The organism is Nonomuraea roseola, assembly GCF_039535395.1.
Lineage (GTDB): Bacteria > Actinomycetota > Actinomycetes > Streptosporangiales > Streptosporangiaceae > Nonomuraea > Nonomuraea roseola.
The window spans coordinates 522,668-536,749 of the sequence record NZ_BAAAXC010000006.1 but is presented as its reverse complement, the minus strand read 5'-3'; the positions used below and the strand labels follow the sequence as shown (position 1 = coordinate 536,749).

The following is a 14,082-nucleotide window of genomic DNA, read 5'->3' as shown; positions in this document are numbered from 1 at the left end:
GTCTTCGACGCGTACCATTTAGAGGCATGACTCAGCGATCACGCCGTGCGCCCATGCCCGAGAAACCCTCTCTCGACGGCCTGGAGCAGGTATGGGTAGAGCGCTGGGAAGCCGACGCCGTCTACCGGTTCGACCGGTCGAGGACGCGCGAGCAGATCTACTCGATCGACACCCCACCTCCGACCGTCTCCGGCTCGCTCCACGTCGGCCACGTCTTCTCCTACACCCACACCGACACCATCGCCCGTTTCCAGCGCATGCGGGGGCGCGAGGTCTTCTACCCGATGGGGTGGGACGATAACGGACTGCCGACAGAACGCAGGGTCCAGAACCACTTCGGCGTGCGCGGCGACGCCTCCGTGCCGTACGACCCCGCCTTCGAGCCGCCCGACAAGCCGGGCAAGCAGCAGATCTCGATCTCGCGGCGCAACTTCATCGAGCTGTGCGAACGGCTCACGATCGAGGACGAGAAGGCCTTCGAGCAGCTGTGGCGGCGCCTCGGCCTGTCGGTCGACTGGACACTGACCTACGCCACCATCGACGGCGCCTCGCGGGCCACCTCGCAACGCGCCTTCCTGCGCAACCTGGCCAGGGGCGAGGCCTACCAGGCCGAGGCGCCGACGCTGTGGGACGTCACCTTCCGCACCGCCGTGGCCCAGGCCGAGCTGGAGGACAGGGAGTGGCCGGGCGCCTTCCACCGCGTCTCCTTCTACGGCGACCACGGGCCCGTCTGGATCGAGACCACCAGGCCCGAGCTCATCCCCGCCTGCGTCGCGCTGGTCGCCCACCCCGACGACGAGCGCTACCAGCGCCTGTTCGGCACCACCGTGCTGACGCCGCTGTTCGGCGTCGAGGTGCCGGTCGTGGCCCACCACCTGGCCGAGCCCGACAAGGGCTCGGGCATCGCGATGATCTGCACCTTCGGCGACCTGACCGACGTCACGTGGTGGCGCGAGCTCGGCCTGCCCGCCAGGCCCGTCATGGGCTGGGACGGCAGGCTGCTGCCCGACGCGCCCGAGGGGGTGGAGCCCGAGCCGTACAAGGAGCTGGCGGGCAAGACCGTCCACAGCGCCCGCGAGCGGATCGTGGAGATGCTGCGCGAGTCGGGCGACCTCGACGGTGAGCCGCGCCCCGTGACCAGGCCGGTGAAGTTCTACGAGAAGGGCGACAAGCCCCTCGAGATCGTCACCACCAGGCAGTGGTACCTGCGCAACGGCGGACGCGACGCCGAGCTGCGCGAGCGGCTGCTCCAGCGCGGCGCCGAGCTCGAATGGCACCCCGCCCACATGCGGGTGCGCTACGAGAACTGGGTCAAGGGCCTGGCGGGCGACTGGCTGATCTCCCGCCAGCGCTTCTTCGGCGTGCCGTTCCCCGTCTGGTACGAGGTCGACACCGGGGCGCTCATCCTGCCCACCGACGACATGCTGCCCGTCGACCCCTCCTCCGACGTGCCGCCCGGCTACACCGAGCAGCAGCGCGGGGTGCCAGGCGGCTTCGTCGGCGACACCGACGTCATGGACACCTGGGCCACCTCCTCGCTCTCGCCCGAGATCGTCGGCGGCTGGAGGGACGATCCCGACCTGTTCGGCCGCGTCTTCCCGATGGATCTGCGCCCTCAGGCCCACGAGATCATCCGCACCTGGCTGTTCTCCACCGTGGTCCGCGCCCACCAGGAGTTCGACTCGCTGCCCTTCCGCAACGTGGCGATCTCCGGCTGGATCCTCGACCCCGACCGCAAGAAGATGTCCAAGTCCAAGGGCAACGCCACCACACCGATGGCGATGCTCGAGGAGTACGGCTCCGACGCGGTCCGCTACTGGGCCGCGGGCGGCCGGCCTGGCACCGACACCACCTTCGACACCGGCCAGATGAAGATCGGCCGCCGCCTGGCGATCAAGATCCTCAACGCGTCGAAATTCGTGCTGGGCTTCCCCGAGGGCGAGGGAGAGGTCACCCAGCCGCTCGACCTGTCGATGCTGTCGGCGCTGGCGCAGACGGTGCGCGAGGCGACCGAGGCGTTCGAGAACTACGACTACGCCAGGGCGCTGGAGGTGGCCGAGCGCTTCTTCTGGTCCTTCTGCGACGACTACCTCGAGCTGGTCAAGGCCCGCGCCTACGACAGCGACGCGGCCGCCTCCTCGGCCCACGCGGCGCTGCGGCACGCCCTCGACGTGCAGCTGCGGCTGTTCGCGCCGTTCCTGCCGTTCGTCACCGAAGAGGTGTGGTCGTGGTGGCGCGAGGGCTCGGTGCACCGCGCCGCCTGGCCGTCGGCCGAGGCGGGGCAGGGCGACCCCGCGCTGCTCGCGGTCGTCTCCGAGGTGCTGAGGCAGGTCCGCAAGGCCAAGTCGGAGGCCAAGGTGTCGATGCGCGCCGAGATCGCCAGGCTGACCGTCCGCGGCCCGCATGCCGAGCTGATCCGCCAGGGCGCCGACGACCTGTGCGGGTCGGGCAACGTCGACGAGTTCGTGCTGGAGCAGGGCGAGGAGCTGGCCGTCTCCGTCGAGCTCGCCTGATCGCGGGGGGTACGGCCTGGCCGTACCCCCCGACTCGATCTTTCGTTCACGGCGATAACCGCGCGCGTTCTGCCGCGCGGCGTGCCAGTCTTGAACACGTGATTTCCGACCGCCCCACCAAGCTCGTGCCGCCCGTGCTGGCCAAGATGGCCGCCTGGAGCGTGTGCCTGATCGTCGTCGGCGTGGTCGTCTACATCTTCGCGCTCATCGTGGCCCGGCTCAGCTTCGTGGCGCTGCCCGTGGCCGTCGCGCTGCTGCTGACCGCGCTGCTCTATCCGCTGTCCAGCAGGCTGACAGGCGCCGGCCTGCGGCCCATCTACGCCGCCTGGATCACGCTGCTGGTCGCCCTCGCCATCATCGTGGGCGCGGGCTGGCTGATCGGGGCCAGAGCCAGCGACGAGTTCCCCACCGTGGTCGAGCAGGTCCAGAAGTCGATCAACGAGCTGCGCGACTGGCTGGTGACGGGGCCCATCCACCTCGACACCAAGCAGCTCGACGACTGGGTCAAGACCATAACCAACCAGCTGCAGACCTCCCAGGCCGCGATCACCAACACGGTCCTGACCGCGGGGCAGGTCGCCATCGAGGTGCTGGCCTCGATCGTGCTCATGCTGTTCGTGACGTTCTTCATGCTCAAGGACGGCGACCGCATCTGGGCCTGGTTCCTCAAGGGCTTCGGCGGCATGTCGGGCAGGGTCGACAGGGCAGGCAGGGCCGCCTGGCTCACGGTCTCCCACTACGTGCAGGGCACCGTGGCGGTCGCGGCGGTGCACGGCCTGGTCATGGGCATCGTGCTGGCGGGGCTCGGCGTGCCGCTGTGGGCGCCGCTGGCCATCCTCATCTTCCTGGCCAGCTTCATCCCGATCGTCGGCATCTTCTTCGCGGGCACCGTGGCCACGCTGGTCGTGCTCGGCACCACCAGCCCGATCAAGGCGCTGATCTTCCTGGCCGTGCTCATCGTCGAGCAGCAGCTGGAGAACCACGTGCTGCAGCCTCTGATCGTCGGCAGGGCCCTCAACTTCCACCCGCTGGCGATCATCATCGTCCTGGCCGTGGGCGGCATCATGGGCGGCATCGCGGGGGCGGCCGTGGCCGTACCGGTCGCAGCGGTGATCTACCGTGCGCTACCCGAGCTTCGGCATGAACCGCCAGCATTGCCGCCACCGGCGCCGCCGACACCACCGGAGGGTCCCGTCAAGAGCGAATCCGGGCAGCCCAAGGGGTAGTCTCGTGCCCCATGACGCGTACGTTGGGGTTGAGCGAGGAGACCGCATGACCGTAGAGGTGCTCATCCACCGCCTCGACCCCGATCTGCCGGTGCCCAGCTACGCGCACCCGGGTGACGCGGGGGCCGATCTGGTGGCCGCCGAGGACGTCGAGCTCCTGCCGGGCGAGCGGGCGATGGTCGGCACCGGCGTCGCGATCGCGCTGCCCGACGGCTACGCCGCGTTCGTGCACCCGAGGTCGGGCCTGGCGGTCAAGCACGGCGTCACCATCGTCAACGCGCCGGGCACGGTCGACGCCGGCTACCGCGGCGAGATCAAGGTGACGCTGCTCAACACGGACACCAAGGAGGCCCTCCGGCTACGCCGCGGCGACCGGATAGCCCAGCTGGTCATCCAGCGGGTCGAACGGGCCTCCTTCTACGAGGTGGACCGGCTGCCGGGCTCCGTACGCGGCGCGGGCGGTTTCGGATCCACAGGACGATGAGGGAGTGATCGACAGTGTTCCGACGTCGCAAGCGTGAGCAGCCCGAGCAGGCTGTCGCGGAAGCGGCTCCCCTGCAGGAGGCGCGCGAGTCGGGCCCGTGGGACGCCGACGAGCCCCATCCCGACAGGGACAGGGTCGACCTCGGCGGTCTGCGCATCAGCGTGAGCCCCGACTACGACGTCCAGGTCGCCGTCGCGGGTGACCAGCCGATCGGCGTCGTGGTCATCCACCACGACAGCGCCCTGCAACTGCACGCCTTCGCCGCACCCAAGCGGGGCGGGCTCTGGGACGAGGTCAGGACCAAGCTGGCCGCCAGCGTGAAGGAGGCGGGAGGCACGGTCGAGCGCAAGGACGGCCCCTTCGGCCCCGAGCTCGCGGGGCAGATCCCCGCCGAGGGCGGCACGCAGCCGGTCCGCTACCTCGGCGTCGACGGCCCGCGCTGGTTCCTGCGGGCGGTCATCAGCGGCAAGGCCGCCCTCGACGCCGACGTCGCCCAGCCCCTCGAGGACGTCATCCGCGACGTCGTCGTCGTGCGCGGCGACGACCCGATGGCGCCCGAGGAGCCGATCCTGCTGCGCATTCCCGGTGAGCGCCCAGCGGCCACGGCCGAGCAGAACGTCTCTCTCAACCCGTTCAGGAGAGGCCCCGAGATCAGCGAGCTCCGCTGAGCTTTTCATCGCATAAGCTGGGTCATCATGACTAGTACGGCAGAGCCCCACAAACGTGGGGGATTGCGCGGCTTCTTCAGCAGGCTGGCATCCACGCAGGCCGAACTCGAGGCGGAAGAGCTGCGGGAGGACGCCGATCAGGCGGGCGCCACGCCCATCGTCTCCTGTGGTGGCAGGCGCCGCTTCTGTGTGGCCGGTACGCTACGCACAGTGACGTTGCGGCCACGCGGCGGCGCCCCCGCTCTCGAAGCCGAGCTCTACGACGGCTCCGACGTGATCGACCTGGTCTGGCTGGGCCGACGCAAGATCGCGGGCATCGAGCCTGGCCGCATCGTCAAAGCCGAGGGCCTGGTCAGCATGCAAGACGGGCGCAAGGTGATGTTCAACCCGCGTTACGAACTGCGCCCAAGCGCCTGACAAGGAGCGACCCATCCGTGACTGAGCAGGCTACGGCGCACGAGACCGTCGAGGCGGCCATCAGGTCCCAGCTGTCCAAGGCCCTCGGCGGCATCCGCGGCATCGTCGAGGCGGCGGTGCCCACCATCGCCTTCACCGTGTCGTGGCTGGTGACCGAGCAGTTGCAGCTCTCGCTCATCATCAGCGCCTCCCTGGCGGCGGTGCTGCTGGTGGTGCGCCTGGTGCAGCGCTCGACGCCGCAGTTCGTGATCAACAGCCTGATCGGCATCGGCATCGGCTGGTTCTTCGCCTCGCGCACCGGCGACGCGCGCGACGTCTACCTGCCGGGCATCCTCTACAACGCCGGCTACGCCGCCGCGATGCTGGTCTCCATCGTGTCCAGGTGGCCGGTCGTGGGCTTCCTCATCGGCTCGGTCACCGGCGATCCGACCGCCTGGCACAAGGACGCGGGCATCGTGCGGCTGTGCACGAAGCTGACGTGGCTGCTCATGCTGCCGTGCGTGGTGCGGGTGGCGGTGCAGCTGCCGATCTACCTGTTCGGCGGGGGCGACGAGGCGATCGCGGCCCTGGGCATCGCGAAGGTGCTCATGGGGTGGCCGCTGCAGGTGGCCAGCCTCGCCGCCATGGCCTGGCTCCTCAGCCGCGGCCGCACCCCCATCGCCGCCGCCGCCACCTGACCCTTTTTCATCCTTCACGGCACAGCACGGGAGAGGCCACCGGGGTCACCGGTGGCCTTCTGTCTTTCACGGTGCTCCAGCGGCGTCGGCGACCCCTGCTCTCGGGCCCCTCAACGACCGGTCAGCCGACTCCGGCGACACCGATCGCGCGCTCCGCGTCACCCGTCGACGACTGTGCGAAGGTGGACATTGCGGATGTAGCCGGGTGGATGTGGGGGTAGGGGCTGGCTGTGGGTGATCCTTCCGGAAGCCGGCTGATCGGCGGCAGGTATCTGCTGGCCGAGGAGCTGGGCAGGGGCGGGATGGGGGCGGTCTGGCGCGCCCACGACCAGGTGCTCGACCGGCCCGTGGCGCTCAAGCAGGTGCTGGTGCCCGGCTGGATGAGCGAGCAGGACAGGGAAAGGGCCTTCGAACGGGTGCTGCGCGAGGCCAGGGCCACCGCCAGGCTGCGCAACCCCTACGTCATCACCATCCACGACGTGGTGGTGGACGAGGGCCATCCGTGGATCGTGATGGAGCTGCTGCCCGCCTCGTCGCTGGCCCAGGTGCTGGAGCGGTCGGGGCCGCTGCCCGAGCACGTGGTCGCCGACATCGGCGTCAAGCTCCTCGGGGCGCTCAGGGCCGCTCACGCCGCCGGCATCACCCACAGAGACGTGAAGCCCGCCAACGTGCTGCTCCTCGACGACGGGGGCGTGGTGCTGACCGACTTCGGCATCGCGCACGTGGCCAACTCCCCGACGCTCACCGCGACCGGGATGCTCATGGGCTCGCCCGCGTACATGGCGCCCGAGCGACTCGAGGGGGAGCCGGCGGGCGAGGCCTCCGACCTGTGGGCGCTCGGCGCCACGCTGTACACGGCGGTCGAGGGGGCGCCGCCGTACGCGATGGACAGCCCTGTCGCGGTGATGGCGGCGATCCTGATGCGCGAGCCCCACCCCATGCGGCGCGGCAGGCGGCTGCGTCCCGTGGTGGAGGGGCTCATGCGCAGGTCGCCCGAGGAGCGGTTGACGCTGGAGGCGGCGAGCGCGGCGCTGGCCGTGGTGGCGGGGCGGCGGCACGGCGAGGAGGCGCGCAGACGGGAGGGGTCGAAGGCGCTGGCGCTGCTCGTACGCCAGGACCAGATCGACCCCGACCCTCCCACCGACCCCCTCAGAGCCCAGCCCCGAGAGCCTGGCCCCGCTTCGGCAGCCCCCGACCCGCCCACCCCGCCCGCCCAGGACACCCCCGGGTCACCCGCCCCGTCTGCTCAGAACGCTTCCGGCTGGTCCACCCCGCCGTCTCCTGACGGCCTCGAGTCACCCACCCCACCTGCTCCCGGCACCCCCGGGTCGTCCGCCCCGCCTCCTCAAGACGCCCCCGGGTCGCCTGTCCCGCCTGCACAAGGCGCCCCTGGGTCGCCTGTCCCGCGTGGACAGGACACCCCCGGACCGCTCACCCCAGGGTTGTCCGCTCCTTCTCCCGGCGTGCGGGACGCGCTCTCGCCGGGTGGTCCCGAGGCGTCTGCCCCTGCCGCTCGAGGCGGGCCCGGCGCCGCGTCCTCTCCGAGGGCGCCCGGGACACCGGCCACGTCCACTCCGGTCGTGCCCGGTTCGGCGGCCTCTCGGGCTTCGGGGGGATCCGAGGCGGCGGACCCGCCCCCCGGTCCTGTGCCCCCGCTCTCTCCGGCGGGGACGGCCGGGGCGGAGGTCCTGCGCGAGGCGTCGGCGCAGGCCGCGGGGGAGCGCGGGCCGGCGCGTGAGGGGGGAGGCGCGGCGGCGGTGGTGGTCAGGGGGCTCAGGTTCGGCGCCGTGACCTCGGCGACGCTGGGAGTGCTCGCCTACGCCGTGCCCAGAGTGGCCAGGCGGATGGGGACCGAGCTCACCCTCCTCGCCCCCGGCACCGCCCTGCTGGTGCTGTTCGCCGCTGTCGCGCTGCTGGCCGTCGTGCTCCCGCGCGACCTGCTGCCGGACGGCGGCGTCAACGCCACCCTCACCAGGGCGCTGCCGTTCGTGGCCTTCGCCGGCTACCTGGGCGGCTACCAGACGGGCACCGATGCCCACGTGACGACGAGCCTGGCCTACGCGCTGCTGGCCGCATGGGCCGCCACGACCTCGGCACGGACGTGGCGGCGCTCCCGCGCGGCGGCAGCCGTCGCAGCGGCGGCGACGGCCTGCATGGCCGCCCTGACGGTGGCGCACCTCTGGATCGACCTGGCAGGGCGCAGCGCCCTCACGACCAGGCTGCTGGAGGCGCTGCCCGAGCTCACGGCAGCCGCCTGGGCGCTGCACACCGCATGGGCGTGGTGGGCGGCCCGCCGTCCGGGCTAGTGGGGGGACAGCAGCTGGGCCAGCTCGTCCTCGACCTCCTGGCTGGCGACGAACATCAGCTCGTCGCCCGCCTCCAGCGGGTCGTCGGCCGTGGGCACCAGCACCCTGCCCTCGCGCAGGATCGCCACCAGCGCCGAGTCGACGGGCCACGGCACCGAGCCCGCGCGCTGCCCGACGACGGGCGCATCCTCGGGCAGGGTGAGCTCGACCAGGTTGGCCTGGCCCTGGCGGAAGGTCATCAGCCGGACCAGGTCGCCGACGCTGACCGCCTCCTCCACCAGCGCCGACAGCAGGCGAGGGGTGGAGACCGCGACGTCGACGCCCCACGACTCGTTGAACAGCCACTCGTTGTTGGGGTGGTTGATGCGGGCGACCACGCGCGGCACGCCGTACTCGGTCTTGGCCAGCAGCGAGACCACCAGGTTGACCTTGTCGTCACCGGTGGAGGCGACCACGACGTGGCAGTTGTTGAGCCCGGCCTCGTCGAGCGAGGAGATCTCGCAGGCGTCGGCGAGCAGCCACTCGGCCCGCGGCACCGCGTCGATCTTGATGGCCTTGGGGTCGATGTCGATCAGCAGGATCTCGTGGCCGTTCTCCAGGAGCTCGGAGGCGATGGAGCGGCCGACCGCGCCCGCGCCTGCGATGGCGATGCGCATCAGTGGTCCTCCTCCGGTGCGGCGGCCAGCACCTTGTTGATCCGGTCCATGTCGTTCTCGGCGGCGATGACGTGGAGGATGTCGCCCTCCTGCACCACCGTGTCGGACTTGGTGACCAGCGCCTCGCCCATGCGGTTGACGAAGGCGACCCTGGCTCCGACGGCCTCCTCCAGCTTGGTGGCCTTGGTGCCGATCCATGCCGCGTTGGTGGCGACCTCGGCCAGCACCACGGTGCCCGTGGGGTCGCGCCACAGCGGCTCGGCGCCCTCCGGCAGGATGCGGCGCAGGATCTGGTCGGCCGTCCAGCGCACGGTGGCCACGGTCGGGATGCCGAGTCGCTGGTAGACCTCGGCGCGGCGGGAGTCGTAGATGCGGGCCACGACGTTGTCGACGCCGAAGGTCTCTCGCGCGACGCGCGCGGAGATGATGTTGGAGTTGTCGCCGCTGCTCACGGCGACGTAGGCGGCCGCGGACTCGATGCCGGCCTCCTGCAGCACGTCACGGTCGAAGCCGACGCCGGTGACCCGGCGGCCCCTGAAACCCGCCCGCAGCCGCCTGAACGCCTGCGGATCGCGGTCGATGATCGCGACTGAGTGGCCGTTGTCCTCCAGGATGTGGGCGAGGGTGGACCCCACCCGTCCACATCCCATGATCACGATATGCATGTGCTCCCCACGGGTGTGCCTTCCCCTCAGTATGGCGCGCACGTGGAGTGCCGCGTCGGCAGGGAGGGTGACGAGGACTAGCATCGTCAGACGTGGCGAAGGTGACGGATCTAGTCAAGCGTGTCCTGGTCGGACGCGCGCTGCGCAGCGGGCAGCTCCATGAGCAGCTCCTGCCCAAGCGCGTGGCTCTGCCGGTGTTCGCCAGCGACGCGCTCTCCTCCGTGGCCTACGCACCCCAGGAGATCCTCGTCATCCTGTCGCTGGCGGGGGTGTCGTTCTACAGCTACAGCCCGTGGGTGGCCGTCGCCGTCGTGGTCGTGATGCTGACCGTCGTCGCCTCCTACCGGCAGAACGTGCACGCCTATCCCAGCGGCGGCGGCGACTACGAGGTGGCCACCGTCAACCTCGGCAAGAACGCCGGGCTCACCGTGGCCAGCGCGCTGATGGTCGACTACGTGCTGACCGTGGCGGTCTCCGTCGCCAACGGCGTCGACTACGTGGGCGCCACGGTCCCGTTCGTGGCCCAGCACAAGCCCGCCGTCGCCATCGCCATCGTGGTGCTGCTGACGATCGTGAACCTGCGCGGCCTGCGCGAGTCCGGCGCCGCCTTCGCGATCCCGACCTACGCCTTCATGATCTCGGTGCTCGGACTCATCGCCTGGGGCGGATTCAGGCTGCTGGTGCTCGGCGACGAGCTCAGGGCGCCGACGGCCGGCTTCCAGGTGGTGGCCGAGCAGACCAACCTCACCGCCTTCGCCGCCGCCTTCCTCGTGCTGCGCGCCTTCTCCTCCGGCTGCGCGGCCCTGACCGGCGTCGAGGCGATCAGCAACGGCGTGCCCGCGTTCCGCAAGCCCAAGAGCAAGAACGCGGCCACCACCCTGCTCATGATGGGCCTGGTCGCCGTCACGATGTTCTCGGGCATCATCGCGCTCGGCCTCGCCTCGGGCGTCACGGTGGCCGAGCCGCAGCACGTCGCCGTCGACCTGCTGCGTCCCGACGGCACGCCGGTCGGCCCGCACTACTACCAGCAGCCGATCATCTCCCAGGTGGCCGACGCGGTCTTCGGCAGCGGCTCGCTGATGTTCGTCATCATCTCGGCCGTCACCGCGCTCATCCTGTTCCTGGCCGCCAACACCGCCTTCAACGGCTTCCCCGTCCTCGGCTCGATCCTCGCCCAGGACCGCTACCTGCCCCGCCAGCTGCACACCCGCGGCGACCGCCTGGCCTTCTCCAACGGCATCGTCATCCTGGCGCTGGGCGCCTGCCTGCTGCTGTGGGGCTTCCAGGCCGACGTCAGCCGCCTGCTGAACCTCTACATCGTCGGCGTCTTCGTCTCCTTCACCCTCAGCCAGACCGGCATGGTCATCCACTGGACCCGCCACCTGAAGACCGAGACCGACCTCAGGGTGCGCCACCAGATGCACCGCTCGCGGGCCATCAACTTCTTCGGCGCCGTCATGACCGCGGTCGTGCTGGTGGTCGTGCTGTTCACCAAGTTCCTGGTCGGCGCGTGGATCGTCTGCATCGCGATGCCGATCCTGTTCCTGATGATGAAGGGCATCCGCCGCCACTACGACAACGTGGCCGCCGAGCTCGAGGTCGACGAGCGGATCGACGAGTCGATGCTGCCGGCCCGCAACCACGCGATCGTGCTCGTCTCCAAGATCCACAAGCCGACGCTGCGGGCGCTGGCCTACGCCAGGGCCACCCGTCCCTCCACGATCGAGGCCGTCACGGTCGGCGTCGAGGGGTCGGAGGCCAGGACGCTGCAGGAGGAGTGGGAGCGCAGGGGGATCCCCGTCCCGCTCAAGATGCTCGACTCGCCGTACAGGGAGATCACCCAGCCCATCCTCGACTACGTCAAGGCACTGCGCCGGCGCTCGCCGCGCGACGTGGTCACCGTCTTCATCCCCGAGTACGTCGTCGGCCACTGGTGGGAGCACCTGCTCCACAACCAGAGCGCGCTGCGGCTCAAGGCCAGGCTCTTGTTCAAGCCGGGCGTCATGGTGACCAGCGTGCCGTGGCAGCTGCACTCCTCCGACAGGCTGAGGGGCCGCCGCGACCCGTACGCCGCGGGATCGGTCCGCCGTCCGTGGCACGAGGTCGAGCCCGACAGGCGTGACGAGTAGTCTGGGCAGGTGGTGGAACTCGAGGTAGGGCCCGTGGCCCACGGTGGCTGGTGTGTGGCGCGACACGAAGGACGCGTCGTCTTCGTACGGCACGCGCTCCCAGGAGAGCGGGTCGTCGCCGAGATCACTGAGGAGACCACCCGCTTCCTCCGCGCCGACGCCGTGGAGATCCTCGAAGCCTCACCCGACAGGGTGACCCCGCCCTGTCCCTACGCGGGGCCCGGCATGTGCGGCGGCTGCGACTGGCAGCACGCCACCCTCGAGGCCCAGCGAGCGCTCAAGGCGAGCGTGGTGGCCGAGCAGCTCAGCAGGCTGGCGGGCATCACCAGGGACGTGCTGGTCGAAGAGGTGCCCGGCGCGAAGGACGGCCTCGGCTGGCGCACCCGCGTCCAGTTCGCCGCCACCCGCGAGGGCGTGCTCGGCTTCCGCAAGCACCGCTCCCACGACATCCAGCCCGTCGACGCCTGCCTGATCGCCCACCCCTCCGTGGAGGAGGTCGGCGTCGAGACGCACACCTGGCGCAACTCGATGGGCGTGGAGGTCATCGCCTCCTCCGGCGGCGAGCACGCCGTCGTCATCGCGCCCAAGCCGCGCAGCTCCGTCGCGGTGCCCCCGCTCGAGGCGCCCGCCTCCATCCTGGTCAACCAGGGCAAGGGCCGCACCGAGCCGAGGCACGGCTCCGGCATGCTGCACGAGCAGGTCGGCGACAGGGTCTTCCAGGTGACGGGCAGCGGCTTCTGGCAGGTCCACCCGGGGGCCGCCGAAACCCTCCTCGACGCGGTGCTCAGCTACGCCGCCCCGGAGCCGGGCGAGTGGGCGCTCGACCTCTACTGCGGGGTCGGCCTCTTCGCCGCCGGGCTCGCCGAGGCGGTCGGCCCCTCCGGCGCGGTGTTCGGGGTGGAGAGCGAGGCCGCGGCCGTACGGGACGCCCGCGCGAACCTGCGCGACCTGCCGTGGGCCCAGGTCGAACGCGGACGGGTGGAGGACGCCCTCGACCGCTTCGAGATCGAACGCGCCGACCTCGTCGTCGTCGACCCGCCCAGGTCGGGCCTGGGACGCGAGGTGGTCACGCGCATCGCCTCGCTGGAGGCCTCCCGCGTGGTGTACGTCTCCTGCGACCCTGCCACGCTGGCCCGCGACCTGGCCTGGTTCGCCGAACTCGGGTACGGCCTGACCGACCTGCGCGCCTTCGACGCCTTCCCGATGACGCATCACGTGGAGTGCGTGGCCCTGCTGGCCAGGTAAGCGATCAATGCCTCGAGCAGCGGAAACGCTGGCTATACCCGAGGATGACCGCTTTTCCGGTCGGTGTTCTGCGCACCAGGTGCGCACGATCACGAAATCGCCCCGTGACCGATTCGGCCACGGGGCGTAGTCGTCTTCGCGTTCACTCGGCGGGGGCCACCGATCCCTCGCGCTCACGAAATTGCCCGCCGCGATCCACCCTCGTCAGGGAGTCTGGCCAGCGCCTGCCGAACCGTCTCACGCGCGACACCGTGAATCTGGACCAGATGCGTCTCCGAGGGGATGGTCGTCATCGGTTTCAGCTTCGCCTGAGTGGATCCGCTCGCACACGATGGCGACGATCTAGAGGTCGAAGAAGCGCACCCTCGACCTGCCGACAGTCTCGACGGTCTTGGTCGAGCCGGCGTCGTACGCCTCCAGGTCGGCGGAGTCGTTCGACTCGGGCGCCGGCGGGGTGGCCGGCCATGATCCGGGTCAGGAGGGCGAGGACCGCCTCCAGTTCGCCCGCACATCAAAGCGTCTGACAAAACTCGAGATATTGCCCTCATTTGCTCGCATCCATAACAGTGCTTAGCATCTGTTGTACTTTCAGCATGGCAGCCTGAGCGTGAATGCCCAACACTCCTGGAAGCCTATGAATCCCCTCACCTCACGCGAAGGGTTCAGACCATGAGAATCGCCCCGATCGACAAGTCCAAGCTCGCCAAAAGCGACCAAGAGTACAAGGAGCTGGCTGCGAGCGACGCGGACTGGATCATTCGATCAGTGGAGGATCTGAATTATCTCCGGGAGAACGACAAGGACGGCGTCTTCGCCAAGCTGCCCGAGCCGGACTTCAAGGCCTTCGCCAACAGTCTCATATTCAAGCAGGGCGCCAATGCCGGTGGCACCTACAAGTTTCTTATGCCCTCTCTGACGCTGACCGAGATCTTCGAGGTGTTCGAACACTTCGGGATGGCGCGCGAATACTTCTCGGAAACTCTGGAAGAGAAATGTACGGCAGCGGGTTGCAAGTTCAGTTTCTGGGATTACTGCTCGTCGGCTCTGTGCTGAGCGAGAATTCCGGGAGTCACGTCGGATCGGGGATCGCTGGTCC

At 70.1% G+C, this 14,082-nt stretch carries 13 protein-coding genes; 10 read left to right on the top strand and 3 right to left on the bottom strand.

The genetic code is table 11. The features are described from left to right. The first annotated feature begins 26 nt into the window (after positions 1–26). The 7 genes from valS (at position 27) to ABFX55_RS08155 (ending at position 8,291) form a co-directional block, all read left to right on the top strand. The gene (valS, locus tag ABFX55_RS08185; protein WP_346119169.1) at positions 27–2,513 is read left to right on the top strand and encodes a valine--tRNA ligase; all 2,487 of its coding nucleotides are present in this window, start codon (positions 27–29) and stop codon (positions 2,511–2,513) included. Between the two features lie 98 nt (positions 2,514–2,611). Next, complete coding sequence (locus ABFX55_RS08180) at positions 2,612–3,739, top strand: AI-2E family transporter (protein ID WP_346119168.1); 1,128 nt, start codon at positions 2,612–2,614, stop codon at positions 3,737–3,739. Positions 3,740–3,785: 46 nt separating this feature from the next. Then, positions 3,786–4,223 (top strand): dUTP diphosphatase, encoded by a 438-nt coding sequence (dut, locus tag ABFX55_RS08175; RefSeq protein WP_346119167.1) that lies wholly within the window; start codon positions 3,786–3,788, stop codon positions 4,221–4,223. 14 nt (positions 4,224–4,237) lie between these two features. After that, positions 4,238–4,891: a DUF3710 domain-containing protein gene (locus ABFX55_RS08170; protein WP_346119165.1), complete on the top strand. Its 654-nt coding sequence runs from the start codon at positions 4,238–4,240 to the stop codon at positions 4,889–4,891. A 27-nt stretch (positions 4,892–4,918) separates the two neighbouring features. After that, the gene (locus tag ABFX55_RS08165) at positions 4,919–5,308 is read left to right on the top strand and encodes an OB-fold nucleic acid binding domain-containing protein (RefSeq protein ID WP_183646395.1); all 390 of its coding nucleotides are present in this window, start codon (positions 4,919–4,921) and stop codon (positions 5,306–5,308) included. Positions 5,309–5,325: 17 nt separating this feature from the next. Then, a complete protein-coding gene (locus ABFX55_RS08160; RefSeq protein ID WP_346119163.1) occupies positions 5,326–5,985 on the top strand; it encodes a DUF3159 domain-containing protein in 660 nt (219 codons plus the stop codon). Between the two features lie 230 nt (positions 5,986–6,215). Beyond that, the gene (locus ABFX55_RS08155) at positions 6,216–8,291 is read left to right on the top strand and encodes a serine/threonine protein kinase (protein WP_346119161.1); all 2,076 of its coding nucleotides are present in this window, start codon (positions 6,216–6,218) and stop codon (positions 8,289–8,291) included. Here the strand turns inward: ABFX55_RS08155 and ABFX55_RS08150 are convergent. Beyond that, a complete protein-coding gene (locus ABFX55_RS08150; RefSeq protein WP_346119159.1) occupies positions 8,288–8,947 on the bottom strand; it encodes a potassium channel family protein in 660 nt (219 codons plus the stop codon). The two genes, ABFX55_RS08155 and ABFX55_RS08150, sit on opposite strands and share 4 nt — an antisense overlap. After that, entirely contained in the window at positions 8,947–9,612 is a 666-nt protein-coding gene (locus ABFX55_RS08145; protein WP_346119157.1) for a potassium channel family protein, read from the bottom strand. The genes ABFX55_RS08150 and ABFX55_RS08145 overlap by 1 nt, the downstream gene beginning before the upstream one ends. A 92-nt stretch (positions 9,613–9,704) precedes the next feature. On the opposite strand from ABFX55_RS08145, the gene ABFX55_RS08140 reads away from it, so the two are divergent. Next, positions 9,705–11,741, top strand: a complete 2,037-nt coding sequence (locus ABFX55_RS08140; protein ID WP_346119155.1) for an APC family permease — start codon at positions 9,705–9,707, stop codon at positions 11,739–11,741. A gap of 9 nt (positions 11,742–11,750) precedes the next feature. Beyond that, positions 11,751–12,986, top strand: a complete 1,236-nt coding sequence (locus ABFX55_RS08135; RefSeq protein ID WP_346119153.1) for a class I SAM-dependent RNA methyltransferase — start codon at positions 11,751–11,753, stop codon at positions 12,984–12,986. Between the two features lie 173 nt (positions 12,987–13,159). Here the strand turns inward: ABFX55_RS08135 and ABFX55_RS49720 are convergent, their stop codons facing one another. Beyond that, positions 13,160–13,498 (bottom strand): GntR family transcriptional regulator, encoded by a 339-nt coding sequence (locus ABFX55_RS49720; RefSeq protein WP_379479004.1) that lies wholly within the window; start codon positions 13,496–13,498, stop codon positions 13,160–13,162. A gap of 157 nt (positions 13,499–13,655) precedes the next feature. Between ABFX55_RS49720 and ABFX55_RS08130 the strand changes: the two genes are divergently transcribed. Next, the gene (locus ABFX55_RS08130) at positions 13,656–14,039 is read left to right on the top strand and encodes a hypothetical protein (protein ID WP_346119151.1); all 384 of its coding nucleotides are present in this window, start codon (positions 13,656–13,658) and stop codon (positions 14,037–14,039) included. Positions 14,040–14,082 lie beyond the last annotated feature (43 nt).

Coding starts and splice junctions, on each gene's coding strand:
- valS (WP_346119169.1), top strand. CDS start 27: ATGACTCAGCGATCACGCCGTGCGCCCATGCCCGAGAAACCCTCTCTC.
- dut (WP_346119167.1), top strand. CDS start 3,786: ATGACCGTAGAGGTGCTCATCCACCGCCTCGACCCCGATCTGCCGGTG.
- ABFX55_RS08165 (WP_183646395.1), top strand. CDS start 4,919: ATGACTAGTACGGCAGAGCCCCACAAACGTGGGGGATTGCGCGGCTTC.
- ABFX55_RS08150 (WP_346119159.1), bottom strand. CDS start 8,947: ATGCGCATCGCCATCGCAGGCGCGGGCGCGGTCGGCCGCTCCATCGCC.
- ABFX55_RS08145 (WP_346119157.1), bottom strand. CDS start 9,612: ATGCATATCGTGATCATGGGATGTGGACGGGTGGGGTCCACCCTCGCC.
- ABFX55_RS49720 (WP_379479004.1), bottom strand. CDS start 13,498: ATGTGCGGGCGAACTGGAGGCGGTCCTCGCCCTCCTGACCCGGATCAT.
- ABFX55_RS08130 (WP_346119151.1), top strand. CDS start 13,656: ATGAGAATCGCCCCGATCGACAAGTCCAAGCTCGCCAAAAGCGACCAA.